This is a genomic window from Croceitalea marina (genome assembly GCF_042684265.1).
GTDB classification, from domain to species: Bacteria; Bacteroidota; Bacteroidia; order Flavobacteriales; family Flavobacteriaceae; genus Croceitalea; species Croceitalea marina.
Genome location: NZ_JBHULB010000078.1, coordinates 32687 through 47733 on the forward strand (window position 1 = coordinate 32687; position 15047 = coordinate 47733).

Consider the following 15047-nt stretch of genomic DNA (forward strand, 5'->3'; position numbering starts at 1 on the left):
TTATGCGATACCAAAGGAGCAGTGCACTATTTACAGAAGCTAAAAAATATATTCCTGGTGGGGTAAATTCACCCGTTAGGGCATTTAAAGCTGTTGGAGGCGACCCTATTTTTATAAAAGAGGCAAAAGGTGCGTATTTGTTTGATGAAGATGATAACCGGTACATAGATTATATTGCTTCATGGGGTCCGCTAATTTTAGGGCATGCGCACCGACCTGTTTTAGATGCCGTTATTGAAAAAGCCAAAAAAGGAACCTCTTTTGGAATACCCACCCAGATTGAAACCGAACTTGCCAAACTAGCGGTAAGTATGGTGCCTAATATTGATAAGATTCGATTTGTGAATTCAGGTACCGAGGCTTGTATGAGCGCTGTACGCTTGGCCCGTGGTTATACCGGAAAGGATAAGATCATCAAGTTTGCAGGTTGTTATCATGGCCATTCTGATTCGTTTCTGATTCAAGCGGGCAGTGGTGCGGTAACTTTTGGTAGTCCAAATAGTCCCGGTGTAACACAGGGAACGGCAAAAGATACTTTATTGGCGAATTATAACGATTTAGAAGGCGTGAAAACCTTGGTCGGGGCCAATAAGGGGGAAATTGCTGCTATTATTATCGAGCCTGTAGCTGGTAATATGGGTTGTATTATTCCTTCGGATGAATTCATAAAAGGACTTAGAGAACTTTGCACCAGAGAAGAAATTTTATTGCTTTTTGATGAGGTGATGACTGGTTTTAGACTTGGTAGAGGCGGAGCTCAAGAAGCTTTGGGTATAGATGCCGATATCGTAATGTTCGGTAAAGTTATTGGTGGTGGTTTACCCGTTGGTGCTTTTGCAGCTAGAGCAGAAATTATGGGTCATTTAGCTCCTGAAGGTCCAGTATATCAGGCAGGCACCTTAAGTGGAAATCCTTTGGCGATGAGTGCTGGCTTAGCCATGTTGACCGAGCTGAATACCAAACCCGAAACGTTTACGAGTCTTGCAGAAAAAACAGAATATTTACATAAAGGCATTGCAGCGGTTTTAACCGAAAAAGGAATTACGCACCAAATCAACTGTTTTGGTAGTATGATTTCGGTACATTTTTGTGACGAACCGGTAGTAGATTTTACTTCTTCTGCAAAGGGAAACAATGATACCTTTAAAAAATACTTTCATGGTATGCTAGACCAAGGCATTTATTTGCCTCCATCAGCTTTTGAGAGTTATTTTTTAAATGATGCAATTAGCTATGCCGATTTGGATAAGACTATTGAGGCTGTCGGGAAGGTATTTTAGCGTTTATTCTTCCAAATTTTCCATCCAAAAACAACTCCACAGAGAATAAAGGTTCCAAGCATAATATAATGAAACCAAAAAGGTTCTGCGCCTTCAAAATCACCTTTGGCCCTGGCTAAATAGGTAATAAATATCACTAAGCTTACGTAGTAAAAATAAACTAGCTGCCAGCCTAATTTTAGTTTGTGCAATACCAAAGGAGCTAAAACTATCATCAAATAAGCCAAAGCACCACCAGTTAATTTCACTGGCACAATGGGAATATTATTTAAAATCACATTGGTCGCTAAAAATCCAAAATGGATAACATGCACAACAGCAAAGAGTAGCAGCCAATTTTTTAATTGTGTATTCTCTTTTATCGGTTTAGGATGCCCAAAAGCAAACAGATAAAAAGCGATTAGAAAAACAAAAGCGGATAATCTGCCGGAATATCGTGCGGCATGCCTAAAGGTTTCTTCTCGTGAAGGCTCTATGAGATAACAACTTATAAAAATGAAAATTTCTGCAAGTATGCCAAATAACAACAGATTTTTTAAGCTCTTTTTCATTCTAGGGTTTTTGGATTCTCATATACTTTTAAACCTCCAATATAAGTAGACAATACTTGTATATCACTTATTTTATTAGAATCAACCTCCAATAGATTGCCACTTAAAACTATAAAATCAGCCAACTTACCTACTTCAAGTGATCCTTTTGCTTTATCATCAAAAGAGGCATAAGCACCATTTATGGTATAGGCAATCAATGCGTCTTCAACGGAGATTTTTTGTTTTGGAACCCATCCATAAGGATTTTTACTATCTGTGGTTTTTCTTGTAACCGCGGCATAAATACCTTTTAAAGGCGACGCTGGAGCAACAGGCCAATCACTGCCAAAGGCTAATTTGGCATTATTGTTTAATAAAGATTGAAAGGCGTAAGAAGTTTTAATTCTTTCTGAGCCAATGACTTCTTCAGCCCATCTGCCATCATCAATTGCATGGTAGGGCTGGACGCTCGCAATTACACCAAGCTTGCCAATTTTTTTAATGTCTTCTTTAGCCAAATGTTGGGCATGCTCAACACGTAGCCGTCTATCAGCAGCTCCCTCTTCTTTTATAAGTTGTTCATAATTATTCAACAAACTTTGATTGGCTCTGTCGCCAATTGCATGAATAGTAATTTGTAAGTTTTTTTTATCGGCCTCTACTATCCAACTATACATTTCATCAGGATTAGTAATAAACAGGCCTTTATCATTTTCTTTATCAGAATAAGGTTCTAAAAAAGCTGCAGTATGTGAACCCAATGAGCCATCTACAAAACCTTTTAATAATCCGTTTTTAAGCCAATTTGTATCAATTCTTCTTTCTTTAACGACAGTTTTAAATTTATGCAATGGGTCAGCACTATAAACACGTACTTTTAAATCTCCAGCTCTCAACATTTTTTTTAGGATTGGAAAACCTCCCAGACTATCTACATCATGAATAGAGGTTACACCTTGAGATAACAAATAGTCTTGTGCTTTTTGTATTGCAAGCTTTTTTTGGTCTGAGGTAAGGTTTGGTATTTTATTCAACACCAAATTCATGGCTTCACTCTTTAAAATTCCTGTTGGCTCGCCATTTGCATGTCGGACAATCTCACCATTAGCAACTTCTGGAGTAAATTTATCGATTCCTGCAATTTTTAAGGCGGCTGAATTTGCTAAAATCATATGCCCATCCATACGGTAAATTGCTACTGGGTTGTCACTTGTGAACTCATCAATCCATTCTTTAGAAGGTAATTCTCCTCCCCAGAGCGTGTGGTCCCAATTTCCTTCTACAATCCAATCGCTTGGATTTAAAGTTGCGGTATGTTTAGCAATTCTACTTATAAATTCATCTTTACTACTAGCATCTCTTAACTCAACACTTAAAAGTGCATTGCCGCCCATAAGTAGATGTACGTGGGAATCAATAAAGCCGGGTGTAATAAACCTACCTTTTACGTCAATGATTTCTGTTGTAGCTCCTTGAAATTTTTTTACTTCAGAAAATGTACCTATAGCCAGAATAGTATCCGCACTGATAGCCATAGCCTCAACTTTTATTTCAGCCGGATTTGCTGTCCAAATAGTAGCGTTAATAACTAACGTATCAGCTTCAATTTTAGAAGTTTCACAGGAGTTTAACCCTAGGAAAATAAAAAATATAAGTACAAGTGATTTGGTCATAAATTTAGTTTTAAAGCATTACAATTTATGACTTTCTTGTTAGTGCATAAAGACTAAAAATAGGCCCAACCGCTAAGATCATAAAAAGAAATTGTGGAGGTATTAAATCTTGTAGGATAGAGATTGTTTGTAAGCTTGCAATGGTAATAGCAAAACCAATACAATTAACAATGGTCAAAGCTGTGCCTTTAAGTACTGTCGGGGCATTTTGTGCCACAAGGGTCGAAAATAAGGGCGAATCTGCAATGACCACCATACCCCAAAATAAGAGAAATACTATAAAAATCGGTGTAGGAGCATGGAGCAATAGCAAGGGAGAAATTAAACAGCAACAACCGGATAAAAACAAAGAAATGGAGGCAATGCGTTTAACGCCTTTACGCTGCGAAATATAGCCCCCAAGTACACATCCCAATCCACCAATGGCAATCACCCAAAACGACCAGAACGAAACAGGAAAGGTGTTAGTGCCCTGTAATTCGGCATGTAAGGCAAGCAACAAGGGAACAAAAGCCCAGAAGGTATAGAGCTCCCACATGTGTCCAAAGTAGCCAAAGGCCGCAGCTCGAAAATCTTTCTTTTTGAAAACGGAAAAACAGGCGCTTAAGTCAATTCGTTGCCCTTGTTTTCCATATGGGCCATTAGGAACGAACAGTATCATTAGAATACCGCCCAAAACAGCAAGAGCTGAGGTGGCATAAATTACATATTGCCATTTAAATACAGCAGCAAGCCATTTTAGAAAATGCGGAAACGCAGTTCCTAAAACCAATGCACCGACCAAATAGCCAAGGGCCTTCCCCAGTCCTTTTTCATAATAATCTGCGGCTATTTTCATACCTACGGGATAAATACCCGCCAAGAAAAAGCCGGTAAAAAAGCGGAATAAAAGTATGCTGGTCGAACTATTGCCTTCCCAAACAATGCCCAGATTAAATATCGCTCCCAAAATGGAGCTGACCAAAAATACTTTTGAAGGTGAAAAACGGTCTGTTAAAGTAAATAAGGCAAAGAGTAAGGTGCCCACGATGAAGCCAAATTGTACGGCAGCGGTAATATTACCTAGTCCATTTTCCCCAAAATCAAAATGGGCAATAAGTGAAACCATAACCCCATTCCCTGCAAACCATAAAGAAGTGCATAAAAATTGGGCGATTACAATGATGGGTAAAATGTGTTTTGGTATGTTCAAAATAACTTAACTAGGCTTAAAACACTGAATTTACAAGGAATTCAAAAAATGGATATCTAAACATGCCTAAATTTTTGTTCGGTAGTACCGTTTTAACTGGTATACAAAGCATGCAACACCATTAAAAATACGTTCTTCAACAAATGTAAAACCTAACCTTTCATAAAACCTATGGGCTTTGGTATTTGTTTTTAAAGGGTCGATTATTATTTTGGTCACCTTTGGGTCGGCAAAACATTTTTCGATGGCCAAGTTCATCATTTGCGTACCATACCCTTTGCCTAGGTTAGCTTCTTCCCCAATCCAGATATCCAAGGCGCGTAGGTTTTTAGGAACCTTGCCCCAATACTGCGTTTCTTCTTCATAAGGGTCTATGATAACGATGCAGCCAATAGGCTCGCCGTTGCGTTCTGCAATCAGCTGTTCACGCCAAGGCGGGTCAAAGTTTAATTCTTTTTCCCAGTCCCAATCGTCATCTGGGTCCGCGTCTTTAACATGTTGTTTTGTATCCCAATATTGCAGTAATTCTAAATCTTTTGGAGATGCAGTTCGCAGCGAAATCATTAGTATTTTTTATGGATTATATCCTCCAAGGCGGATTAAGTCTGTTCTCACCTGCAAAATATAAAATAAGTTGATTGCCATCTGGGTCTTTTAAACGTGCTTCGCGCCATAACCACGATTTGTCGTTGGGCAATTCGTCAAAAAGAATTCCTTTTGCTTTTAAGTCGTTAATACGATCATCTAAATCATCACACTCAAAATACACGTAGATACCATCACCTTTCGGAAGTTCTTCCACCAAATGTACGGAGAAGGTAGCCTTGCCATTGGGGCAAACAAAACGTGCATAATGGGGTAGCGCTTCCACAATGAGCTTTAAACCTAAGGTCTTATAAAAAGCAATAGCTTTAGGGATGTCAACCGATGGAACTGTAATTTGGTTCAGATTCATAATATCTCGTGTGAAACACTAAGATAAACAGAATCTACCCATCGGTTCATTTAGTTACATTCAGGAACATCGCCTTTAAGGGTCATAAGGGTATAGGCTGTTTCATAGCCAAGTTTATGCGCTCTCCATGTTTTCCATTCTCCTGAAGATTGGTCCATGGGTTCCATGCCTAAATCACACCTGCCCGTTAATAAGGTGCACATATACGCACCGGCGGCCTTATCAAGGTCTCTGCTCATGTGCCAGCTGTCACGGTAAGCAGATGTTGCAATGTTCAATTCTTTCATTTGGGCATACAATGCTCGAATTGGTATCGCCCTGCCCGTAGGCAATTCGTTTTGGCGAACCATATACAAGGCTACGCCTAAATCTGTACCGTTTTCATTTTGCGAACCTCTTTTGTCAATACCGTAGCGCATAGTTGTATTTCCTGTAGCGGAACCATCTTGCATCGGAAATCCGAATGAAAAATCAAACTTAGAAGCGTCTATTTTATAGCGTTTGTTAGCTTCAAAATTGGTATTGGCCCTTCCCATATTAAAATCTACTAAGGGTGCGCCATCTCTTTCTAATTGGGTCTGGTCATCTTTGTTGATGACCCAGTTAAGCCCAGCCATTATCCCATTTTCTGAACTTGTGCCTGTATGGTTGTATCGCAGCAGGCTTTTATCGATATCACAACTTTTAAAGGGGGAAGTGAAATTAAACTCACCTGAAAAATGACTGGCCGTTCTTGCATTTTTTGTACTGGTTAAAGCTTCATCTGCAATAACATCGTTAAAAGTATACGCTGAGGTAGAGGCGCTCTTATCATATAATTGGGCATAGATTGAAGCTGCAGTTAAGTAAGCACCATTTGGGGAAGGATGTACATTGTCTCCATCTTTAAGACTGCCTTCCAGATTTTCCCAAGCTAGACCAGCAGGTACAACTTCTAGGTCTACTTTGGCTCCCGAAGCGGTGCGATAGGTAAATTCTTCAAAACTTGAAATGGTTGTGGTCTTCGCTTCGTCTTTTGGCCATGGCAATACTAAAAGGGCTTTTGCACCACCCTCAATAACTGTTGCTGCAATCTGGTTTACCCCTAGGGAATAAAATCCGGGAGTTTTCGAAATAATATAAGGGTCCGACGCCATAATTACATAATCCCAGTCTTTTTCACCGTTGCCTTTTAGGTTCGAAATGCGTTCCGCTTGCCCTTCTGGCCAATGATAATATTGGAATAGGGAATGGGTATAATAGGTATAATCAAATTCATTGCCACCTGAACCAAGAGCAGTACTCAGGGCTTTTGTGTTATAAATATCCTCGTAGCTAACGTTTACAGCGGCAGTAATAGTGGCGTCTTGAGATAAAATGCTATTTAGTTCTTCTGCAACGTTATTTAAAGAGAAGGCCGCTACATCAGATTGTATCGACCTGCTCGATCCAATAAAAAGAATATTAAGTTCGCCGTCATTATTGATATCCGCATTAAAATTTTCATCAACAGGGTTATCGTTCCCCTGCTCATCGGTTACTTCCTCATCAGTAGCTTCTTCATCATTCGCTAACGAAGCTGGTTCAGTACTACAGGCCGCTAAAAGAATTGTAAAGGCTAGAAGTATTAGCCAGCAACTTAATTTTTGAACATCAAAAGCCTTGGTAATTTTCATCATGTGATTTGGGTTTAACATTGCGCTACAGCTAGACGAGTTACTAAACGGTACAGCAATTGATTACCCAACGAAATCCAGCTCCTTAATATTGCTGCAATCATGCAGCTTTAGATGAAATGCACCCTGAATGCTTGGTTAGCGAAAATATGGGCTATGGTAAGTACTATAATTTCTTCGGAATAAGAAGCTTCGACTGGGGTAACATCGCAAGTTTAGCAAAGTGATTGGCCTATAGTCTTAAATATTAAAACCGTAAGGCAAGACCGAGACCCTGCTTGTTCGATACCACTTGCAGCTCTGGTTGAAATTGGTATTGTGCCGTTTTGTTTACGGTGAGATTATATAAATCGACCCCTTTGTTGACATTATTAAATGATTTTAGAGATAGATGAAAACTTACCAAAAAGAATGCGCCACTAACATATGCTAGTTCCCATGTTGGTTCACGGCCTGCTGATTCTTGACCAAGCGGGATACCAATTAGACCTCCACTGATAAAAGCTCCAACATTAGATAGCGTTCTTTGTGTTCTTGCTTTTTTGATCAACAGATTGGCATTTTCTACGGCAGTGGTCGCTTCCTCGAGTTCCTTCCAATTAAGGCGTTCACCGTCTTTCATAAAGCGGTAGCCCCAAAAATTGACTTTCATTTCGATTTCTTGCTCTTGCGCTTGGTTGGTAGTGGTAATAAAAAGGACTATGAGGTTGAGGAGAACTATTCTTTTCATGTAATGGGTTTAATAAAGCATCAATCTTTGTTTTCTGCCTATGAAGATATATAAAATACTACCCACTAGCGGAATAAAAAGTACTACTAAAAACCAAATCAGTTTATCGTTTATGGTGTTTAGGTTAGATTGATGTTAGTTTATCGGATAGTAAAACCGTCGGTTCGAGTTTTTCCCGAAGGGAAAGGTATCAAGAATACGCTTTGAGCACTAAAATTTGATTGTCGGTACATTTTTTCTGATTGGAAATCAGAAAAACCACTCGAATTGACGAATTTTTCCTCAAATAACACCTGCTAAAGGTAAAGCCTTACTCTTTCTCTTTTCTAGGAAGCATAGGCGCTAGTTTTTCGCCTCCTAAAAGATGCATATGTAGGTGAAATACGGATTGCCCTGCATCTTCGTTGATGTTCATGGCCAAGCGGTAGCCCGTTTCGAAAATTCCGTTTTCTTTGGCCAGTTTTTTAGCGACCAAAAAGAGTTTTCCCAAGACCAAGGCATCTTCTTCCTCCACATCGTTTATGGTATGGATTTCTTTTTTAGGAACAATAAGAAAATGCACCGGAGCCTGTTTTCTCAAGGGCAAAAAAGCGATAACCTCTTCATCTTCATAAGCAATAGTGGCGGGCAGTTCCCTATTGATTATTTTAGTGAATACCGACCCTTCGGCTATTTTTTCGGCCTTTTGTTTTTGATAGGCTTCGCTTTGTGCATGGCTTATAAATCCACCAAGAAAAAGGATTGTAAAAAGTAGTTTTTTCATGATTTTAAGGTAATCAATGGTTTTAAGATAGCTCTGATGCTTTGATTAGGTTTGTTCTATCCATTTTGGTGGCTTTGGCCATGTTCAAGATAAAAAGGGTCAGTTTGACCTCGTCTATTTTTTGAACCTGCCCTAGATTGATGTTCAGTTCTTGTGCGCCTATGGCTTCATTTAATTTGCTCACACTTTTATAAAATCGATTCTTCTTTTTTGAAGGTTTAAAATCTTCATCGATAAGCAAACAGATAAATTTTTGACCACTGATATTGATGGGGTAGGCGTCTTTTATCAGTTCCCAATTGATAAATTCGTTGTGGGTGCTACGGTCAAAAAGGCCAATTTCATTGAAGATCAACATAGGTCTTTTATCCAATAGATTATAAATGCCCACAGGGTAGGCGAGACCAAAAAAAGCGATACTGAACCAGCCAACTAAAGGACTTTTGCCGAGGATAAAAATACCAAGCACCACAAAAGGGGTGCATAGGGCCATGACCTTGATGGCTTTTTTGTTCGATTTATAGAGTTTGATCTCGGTCATTTACCGGGTACTGATGATTGTAGCTTAAAGGTACGTTATTCTGGCTTTAGGGACTCTACACATTGTCGCTTACAAAGGTTAAAAGTGTTGTGGTTATCTTATGGCTTGTTTAAACTTGTAATTGTAGAAAGGTATTTTAAGCAAAATTCAGGATTACCTTTTGTAGCTTCTTTTTGGTCGGTCGCTGTAATCGAATAGCGCTCTTTTTCAAATGTCAAGACTCCTTCCAGTTGATATTCAATTCCGCCATTGCCGCCAACTTCTTCAAATAGGCGATAGTGGAGTTAGTGCGTCATTGTCAAAGAATAAGCTCAGGACAGGCCTGTCGAAGTGCAGTTTTGTAAAACAAAACACTCGACTGGTGTTAGATTTCACTTGTAACATAGAATGAGATGTCAGTTCGAGTGATTTGCCAAAAACAAATCGTATCGAGAACTTTTTTAGAACTCAAATGCTTCTCGATACATTTTCACCTGAACTATAGTACATCTGAAAACACTCGAAGTGACACGGGTTGGAGTTTTGAGATTTCTCACGCTCACTTCAACCGCCCTTCGACTTCGCTCAGGGTGACAGTTCGAAAATGATATTGTGTTTTAGTTAAATACAGCCGTTTTTAGCTCGGTAATAATCTCTGTACTAACCCAATAAATATCTTGCTTACTGGTGTAGAAAAGATACTTGCCATCTTGGGTCACAAAAGGGCAGAGTTCATGACCTTCGGTATTTATTTTGTCACCCATATTTACCGAGGTCGACCAAGAACCATCGGCTTTTTTAAAACTGATATAGAGGTCGCCCCTACCGAGACCTTCTCGCCGTTGTGCGCAAAAAATTAAATAGCTTTCATCCGGAGCTACAAAAACATCGGCTTCATAGGCATCGGTGTTTATGGCATCGCTTAAGCGCATTGCTTTTTGAAATTCCCCATTCACGAATTTGGAATAGTAAATGTCATGGTTCTTGTTATTTTCATCGCTATAGGCATCGGTAGCGAAATACATCGTGCCTTCATTAGTAAACGAGATATAGTATTCCTCATTACTGGTGTTGATATTAGGGCCTGCATTCACAGGTTTAGACCAGCCGTTTTCGGTTCGGTTTACATACCAGATATCGATGTCTTTTTGCTCACCTACACCATCCATCGCTTGGTTTGAAATAAAATACAGTCTGCTTTCATCAGGCGATAAAAAAGGGTCGTTGTATCCGTATTTTTCATGGGCTAGTATCACCTTTGGTGTTGTCCATGTACCTTCTTGCAACTCAGAATAGCGTATTTCGGTCTTTCCATTTACATCTACGCCATAGTAAAAAGCATCGCCAGCTTTATTAAAAACCGAACCAAATTCATATTCCTCAGTTGAAATAAAATTAGGCGCGAACACTTTGGCCTTATTTCCTGAAAGTTCTTGGCCCATATAAGGTCCTTTTAAAAGCATTTTCTGAACCAATTTTTCGTCCGCCCCGTTTTCGATAAGCCACGTAGCAATTTCATTGGCGTTTGTTTTTTGCGCAATCGCCAAGGGGGTATTTCCTCTTTTGTTCTTTGCATCGATATCGACCCCATTGGCAACCAGTTGTTGCACAAAAACAAGGTCTTTATTTAAAACCGCCTTTGCCAATAACTCCCCTCCGTGGCGCTTTGTCCATTCGCTGTTGGGTTGCAAGGCCAACATTCTATTAAAAAGGGGTGTGTTCTGAAAACGTACCGCCATGTACAAAGGGGTGGCGCCATCATTATCTTCTGTCGTAGTGGCAATACCCTTAGCTACCAAGTGTTCAACAAGCTTTTCTTTATTACAGGCTACTGCCCAATGGAGCAGCGAACGCCCGCGCTCGTCTTGTGTGTTGATTTCCGTGTCTAGCAATAGACTGTCCAAACGGGCGATATTCCCTTGGCAGGCGGTTCTATATATGTTCTGTGCATTGCTGGTAAGGCAGCAAAGTAATAACAATGCTGAAAAGGATATTAGCGATTTCATTTGTGATTTGATTTTCGTTTTTTGATTGTTATAAAGATACTTTTTCCTTTTTAAAGTTTGAAGTATGATAGCTATTGTCGATGTTTTGACAATTCGTTAATTTTAGTAGCACTATGACAAGGGACGTTATCAACATCAATGATTTTATCATTTTGGTCGAAGAGGCCAATTCTGATAAAGTCATTATAGATTCTTGCCAATTTGATGAAGAAGTGATTGCGGTGGCCTTTTATGGTTCTGGTAATGTGCACCTTTCAATGGATTATAAAGAGAAAAAAGTGCCTTATAAGAATACCAAGGGTTTGGCAATTTCTTTTTATGCGGATACCAATGTAGATTGTGTGCACACCGTTTCGCCGGATAAGCCCTTGCAATGTATTTTAATCGCAACATCACCTAAAAACCTCAAGAACCTGCCGAATGGGGAAGGGGAATTATTTACCGATTTTTTAAAGGAATTGGTGAATCCATCGGATTCTTATGTTGAAGGGCCACGTTTTTTTATGACCCCGGAAATGGAGCATATTGTCGATACTATTTTTAGTAACCGATACGAAGGCAAGGCCAAGATGATGTTTTTTCGAAGTCAGATTACCGCTTTACTATCACATTTTTTTTGGCAATTGTCAACCCTATCTACCAGCGCTATAAAAACTACTGAACGTGAAAAACTATATAAGGCCAAAGAAATTCTCTCCAGTAACTTAGATGCACCACCTTCTTTAACAGAACTTTCTCGGCAAATCGGCCTTAATACTTTTAAACTTAAAAAAGACTTTAAAGCGCTTTTTGGTGTACCGGTATTCAAATACTTACAAAATGAACGTATGACCATGGCCCACGACCTAATTCGTAGTAAAAGTGCCACAGTACAAGAAGCGGCCTGGCATGTGGGCTATGATAGTTTAAGTTCTTTTTCAAACGCTTTCACCAAAAAGTTTGGCTTTAGACCTAGTGAAATAAAGGTTTCTTAGACAATACTCCTTTTCGAACAAATCATTCTCCTTTTTAAACAAGTGCCTCGGTTGGGGCCGCTCTAGTTTTGTCTTGTAATTAAAAAACAAGCAGTTATGAAAACTTTTAGGGCCATTATAATCGGGATAATCATATGGATGATCGGAGTGACTATTTATACACTTTCTTACTATGTGCCTATTTTGAAAAATGTTGAACGCCAAGCCAATTTAGCACTCTTCGTGGCGGTAATACCATTGGTTTGGTTTGGAACAAAACAGTATTACAAGAAGGACAATACAACCCATGGCATGTGGGTCGGAATTACCTTTTTTGGGGTCGCCGCCATTTTAGACGCCCTAATTACCGTGCCTTTTCTCGTAGTACCTCAAGGAGGAAACCACTATGTCTTTTTTAGTGACCCAGGCTTTTGGCTCATTGGTGGGGTTTTTATCACCACCGCCATACTGTATGGCCATTTTAGGGGAGTACAAGGTGTGCAAAGAAAAGTTTAAGCAATAAAATTTAGTCTTATGGAAATATCGACAAGTAGTCTTAGCCTTTTTACTGTAACATTATTGGTAGGGCTAACCGCAGGGATTTGTTTTACCTGGGGGAATGCCGTGACCCCAGGAATTGGACAATTAAATGACCTGGGTTATTTACAGGCGTTTCAGAAAATGAATCGCAGCATTGAAAACCCACTTTTTTTTGCAGTATTCTTCGGGTCTTTTTTAGTAGGTATTGCCGCTATTTTTACAAATAAGGGAATATCACCGGAGCATTTTAGGCTAATCTTACTGGCTGTTAGCCTATACTTTTTAGGAGTGGTGATTGTAACCGTTTTTGGAAACGTGCCTTTGAATCAAATCTTGGATAAGGCAGATTTGGTCAACAGCTCCGAGGAAGAACTTCGAGCCCTTAGGGAACGATTTGAAAATCCGTGGAATCGATTTCACATTATCAGGATCATAGCATCAATGACATCGTTCGCTTTATTGATTATCGCAGGCATAAGTAAATCATAAATAAGTATAAACATCAAAAATTGAAAATCATGAAAAACAACATTTTAGTTTTAGGAGGAAAAGGAAAGACGGGAAGACGAATTGTAGAACGTTTAAACAAAATGGGGCACAACGTGCGTATTGGTTCACGAGGTGAAAACCCTGCCTTTGATTGGGACAAACCTGGGGGTTGGCCAGCAGTATTAGAAGGAATGGAAAGCGTTTACATTACATACCAACCAGATTTAGCTGTACCAGGTGCAAAAGAGGCAATCGAAGCATTAACCAGAATAGCGAAACATCAAGGTGTTGAAAAATTGGTGCTCTTATCGGGCAAGGGAGAAGTGGAGGCTGAAGCCTGCGAACAAATAATCATTAATTGCGGTTTAGATTATACTATTGTTCGTGCAAGCTGGTTTAGCCAAAATTTTAGCGAAAGCTTTTTCTTGGAGCCTATATTACATGGTCATGTGGCCTTGCCGCAGGCAGATGTAAAAGTACCCTATGTCGATGCCGAAGATATCGCCGATGTGGCCATTGAAGCCTTATTGGATGCTAAGCATAACGGCCAGATTTATGAGCTTACGGGTTCTCGGATGCTTACTTTTAGGGAAGTAACCGCTGAAATTGCAAGTGCGACCGGAAGAACTATTGAATTTACTTCGATTACCCTGCCAGAGTACACTGAAATGCTAGAAATACACGGAGTTCCCGACGATTATATCTGGTTGATCAATTATTTGTTTGTTGAGGTTTTAGCAAATGAAAAAAATCAAATGGTTAGCCATGATATTGAAAAGGTTTTGGGACGGAAGGCCAAAGATTTTTCAGATTATGTCACGGAAACAGCGGCAACTGGGGTCTGGAATCAGGCGGTACAGGTATAATCTAAAAACATTAGCTATAAAAAAGGCAAGCAGTTACGCTTGCCTTTTTACTTTGCTATATAAATACTTACTGCTGCACTAATTTGAGACGTGTATCGGTCCAAACCATTTCTTTGGTCTCTAAACTTTTTTCGAGCCATCGAGATATTCCGTCAAAGTTTTTACCGATTTCTTTTTTGTACCGAATTTTATTGTCCAGACCATTGGTATCCTCAGGAAAAATCAATTGTTCCTTAAAATAGTAGGCACTGCCGTCGGCCCGTTGTGAAACTCTGGCTACTTGATGTAGCGTATTCTCTTGTTGAAAAAGATAAATCCCACCTCCTTCAACACCGTGGGCGTCGGCAACATAGTCGACAAATAAAATTCCTTGAACATCTTTCAAACCTTTGTTGCCCAATTGGGTCAACTGAAAATTTGTATTGGCCAAACGGGTCTTTTTTTCTTCAAAGGAGCCGTCTTCTTGTAAGCTTCGAATCAATAGGTAATCTTCGTCACCCATTTTTGCCCTTCCAAAGAGATGGACAACGGAATTTATGGTCTTCTTTTCAAGGGCCAACAATCCGCCTAATACATAGCCTTCGGTTCCCTTATAATCCACTTTGTAAAAGTGATGGTCCATACCCTTGTAGCGCCATGAATTCTCATGTTTTTCTTGCACTACCATATGCATGCCAATGGGTAAGGTTTTCAAGACCTTCGATTCGGTACTTGGTGCTTCTCGCAATTGCACCTGATCACCAAATAGGTACACGATTTGCCCAGCTTCAAAACCGCAATTATTATCAAGACAATGCAATTTTTCTTGGGCGTTTGTAAACAAACAGATGGCTAGTAAGGTAAGGATGGATAACATCTGTTTTGCTTTCATAATATTAAATTTAAATGAACG

17 protein-coding genes and 1 pseudogene are annotated in these 15047 nt (G+C 39.5%); 5 read left to right on the forward strand and 13 right to left on the reverse strand.

What is annotated here, in order from left to right; translation table 11 throughout:
* The first annotated feature begins 2 nt into the window (after window positions 1–2).
* A complete protein-coding gene (hemL, locus tag ACFSQJ_RS15685) occupies window positions 3–1280 on the forward strand; it encodes a glutamate-1-semialdehyde 2,1-aminomutase (protein WP_377767906.1) in 1278 nt (425 codons plus the stop codon).
* On the opposite strand, the gene ACFSQJ_RS15690 is transcribed toward hemL, so the two are convergent.
* The 12 genes and pseudogenes from ACFSQJ_RS15690 to ACFSQJ_RS15745 all read right to left on the reverse strand — a co-directional run bounded on the left by ACFSQJ_RS15690 (window position 1277) and on the right by ACFSQJ_RS15745 (window position 11307).
* On the reverse strand, window positions 1277–1831 hold the full coding sequence (locus tag ACFSQJ_RS15690; RefSeq protein ID WP_377767907.1) for a hypothetical protein: 555 nt from the start codon (window positions 1829–1831) through the stop codon (window positions 1277–1279). The genes hemL and ACFSQJ_RS15690 overlap by 4 nt on opposite strands.
* Complete coding sequence (locus ACFSQJ_RS15695) at window positions 1828–3486, reverse strand: amidohydrolase (RefSeq protein ID WP_377767908.1); 1659 nt, start codon at window positions 3484–3486, stop codon at window positions 1828–1830. The genes ACFSQJ_RS15690 and ACFSQJ_RS15695 overlap by 4 nt, the downstream gene beginning before the upstream one ends.
* Window positions 3487–3511: 25 nt before the next feature.
* Window positions 3512–4678, reverse strand: a complete 1167-nt coding sequence (locus ACFSQJ_RS15700; protein WP_377767909.1) for an MFS transporter — start codon at window positions 4676–4678, stop codon at window positions 3512–3514.
* A 66-nt stretch (window positions 4679–4744) separates the two neighbouring features.
* Window positions 4745–5242: a GNAT family N-acetyltransferase gene (locus ACFSQJ_RS15705; RefSeq protein WP_377767910.1), complete on the reverse strand. Its 498-nt coding sequence runs from the start codon at window positions 5240–5242 to the stop codon at window positions 4745–4747.
* A gap of 16 nt (window positions 5243–5258) precedes the next feature.
* A complete protein-coding gene (locus ACFSQJ_RS15710) occupies window positions 5259–5633 on the reverse strand; it encodes a VOC family protein (RefSeq protein WP_377767911.1) in 375 nt (124 codons plus the stop codon).
* A gap of 50 nt (window positions 5634–5683) precedes the next feature.
* Window positions 5684–7291 carry a hypothetical protein gene (locus ACFSQJ_RS15715; protein ID WP_377767912.1) on the reverse strand — a complete coding sequence of 536 codons (1608 nt, stop codon included), beginning with the start codon at window positions 7289–7291 and terminating at the stop codon, window positions 5684–5686.
* A gap of 244 nt (window positions 7292–7535) precedes the next feature.
* Window positions 7536–8018, reverse strand: a complete 483-nt coding sequence (locus tag ACFSQJ_RS15720) for a hypothetical protein (RefSeq protein ID WP_377767913.1) — start codon at window positions 8016–8018, stop codon at window positions 7536–7538.
* A gap of 9 nt (window positions 8019–8027) precedes the next feature.
* The gene (locus ACFSQJ_RS15725) at window positions 8028–8132 is read right to left on the reverse strand and encodes a PLDc N-terminal domain-containing protein (protein ID WP_377767950.1); all 105 of its coding nucleotides are present in this window, start codon (window positions 8130–8132) and stop codon (window positions 8028–8030) included.
* 196 nt (window positions 8133–8328) lie between these two features.
* A complete protein-coding gene (locus ACFSQJ_RS15730; RefSeq protein ID WP_449257571.1) occupies window positions 8329–8781 on the reverse strand; it encodes a histidine triad nucleotide-binding protein in 453 nt (150 codons plus the stop codon).
* A 22-nt stretch (window positions 8782–8803) separates the two neighbouring features.
* Window positions 8804–9322 carry an STM3941 family protein gene (locus ACFSQJ_RS15735; RefSeq protein WP_377767914.1) on the reverse strand — a complete coding sequence of 173 codons (519 nt, stop codon included), beginning with the start codon at window positions 9320–9322 and terminating at the stop codon, window positions 8804–8806.
* A 98-nt stretch (window positions 9323–9420) separates the two neighbouring features.
* Window positions 9421–9591 (reverse strand): annotated as a pseudogene (locus ACFSQJ_RS15740) (hypothetical protein); the annotation flags it as partial.
* 327 nt (window positions 9592–9918) lie between these two features.
* Window positions 9919–11307 (reverse strand): ankyrin repeat domain-containing protein, encoded by a 1389-nt coding sequence (locus ACFSQJ_RS15745; RefSeq protein ID WP_377767915.1) that lies wholly within the window; start codon window positions 11305–11307, stop codon window positions 9919–9921.
* Window positions 11308–11420: 113 nt separating this feature from the next.
* Here ACFSQJ_RS15745 and ACFSQJ_RS15750 point away from each other — a divergent pair, with 113 nt between their 5' ends.
* The 4 genes from ACFSQJ_RS15750 (at window position 11421) to ACFSQJ_RS15765 (ending at window position 14155) form a co-directional block, all read left to right on the forward strand.
* Entirely contained in the window at window positions 11421–12281 is an 861-nt protein-coding gene (locus ACFSQJ_RS15750; RefSeq protein WP_377767916.1) for a helix-turn-helix domain-containing protein, read from the forward strand.
* Between the two features lie 96 nt (window positions 12282–12377).
* The gene (locus tag ACFSQJ_RS15755; protein ID WP_377767917.1) at window positions 12378–12776 is read left to right on the forward strand and encodes a DUF5367 family protein; all 399 of its coding nucleotides are present in this window, start codon (window positions 12378–12380) and stop codon (window positions 12774–12776) included.
* A gap of 18 nt (window positions 12777–12794) precedes the next feature.
* Window positions 12795–13289, forward strand: a complete 495-nt coding sequence (locus ACFSQJ_RS15760; protein ID WP_377767918.1) for an anthrone oxygenase family protein — start codon at window positions 12795–12797, stop codon at window positions 13287–13289.
* 29 nt (window positions 13290–13318) lie between these two features.
* Complete coding sequence (locus ACFSQJ_RS15765; RefSeq protein ID WP_377767919.1) at window positions 13319–14155, forward strand: NmrA family NAD(P)-binding protein; 837 nt, start codon at window positions 13319–13321, stop codon at window positions 14153–14155.
* Window positions 14156–14222: 67 nt separating this feature from the next.
* Here ACFSQJ_RS15765 and ACFSQJ_RS15770 read toward each other — a convergent pair whose 3' ends face one another.
* On the reverse strand, window positions 14223–15026 hold the full coding sequence (locus tag ACFSQJ_RS15770) for an SH3 domain-containing protein (protein ID WP_377767920.1): 804 nt from the start codon (window positions 15024–15026) through the stop codon (window positions 14223–14225).
* Between the last annotated feature and the right edge of the window lie 21 nt (window positions 15027–15047).

Bases quoted from the DNA above. Each gene is read 5' to 3' on its own strand.
- hemL (WP_377767906.1), top strand. From the start codon at position 3: ATGCGATACCAAAGGAGCAGTGCACTATTTACAGAAGCTAAAAAATAT.
- ACFSQJ_RS15690 (WP_377767907.1), bottom strand. From the start codon at position 1,831: ATGAAAAAGAGCTTAAAAAATCTGTTGTTATTTGGCATACTTGCAGAA.
- ACFSQJ_RS15695 (WP_377767908.1), bottom strand. From the start codon at position 3,486: ATGACCAAATCACTTGTACTTATATTTTTTATTTTCCTAGGGTTAAAC.
- ACFSQJ_RS15705 (WP_377767910.1), bottom strand. From the start codon at position 5,242: ATGATTTCGCTGCGAACTGCATCTCCAAAAGATTTAGAATTACTGCAA.
- ACFSQJ_RS15710 (WP_377767911.1), bottom strand. From the start codon at position 5,633: ATGAATCTGAACCAAATTACAGTTCCATCGGTTGACATCCCTAAAGCT.
- ACFSQJ_RS15715 (WP_377767912.1), bottom strand. From the start codon at position 7,291: ATGATGAAAATTACCAAGGCTTTTGATGTTCAAAAATTAAGTTGCTGG.
- ACFSQJ_RS15720 (WP_377767913.1), bottom strand. From the start codon at position 8,018: ATGAAAAGAATAGTTCTCCTCAACCTCATAGTCCTTTTTATTACCACT.
- ACFSQJ_RS15730 (WP_449257571.1), bottom strand. From the start codon at position 8,781: ATGAAAAAACTACTTTTTACAATCCTTTTTCTTGGTGGATTTATAAGC.
- ACFSQJ_RS15735 (WP_377767914.1), bottom strand. From the start codon at position 9,322: ATGACCGAGATCAAACTCTATAAATCGAACAAAAAAGCCATCAAGGTC.
- ACFSQJ_RS15745 (WP_377767915.1), bottom strand. From the start codon at position 11,307: ATGAAATCGCTAATATCCTTTTCAGCATTGTTATTACTTTGCTGCCTT.
- ACFSQJ_RS15750 (WP_377767916.1), top strand. From the start codon at position 11,421: ATGACAAGGGACGTTATCAACATCAATGATTTTATCATTTTGGTCGAA.
- ACFSQJ_RS15755 (WP_377767917.1), top strand. From the start codon at position 12,378: ATGAAAACTTTTAGGGCCATTATAATCGGGATAATCATATGGATGATC.
- ACFSQJ_RS15760 (WP_377767918.1), top strand. From the start codon at position 12,795: ATGGAAATATCGACAAGTAGTCTTAGCCTTTTTACTGTAACATTATTG.
- ACFSQJ_RS15765 (WP_377767919.1), top strand. From the start codon at position 13,319: ATGAAAAACAACATTTTAGTTTTAGGAGGAAAAGGAAAGACGGGAAGA.
- ACFSQJ_RS15770 (WP_377767920.1), bottom strand. From the start codon at position 15,026: ATGAAAGCAAAACAGATGTTATCCATCCTTACCTTACTAGCCATCTGT.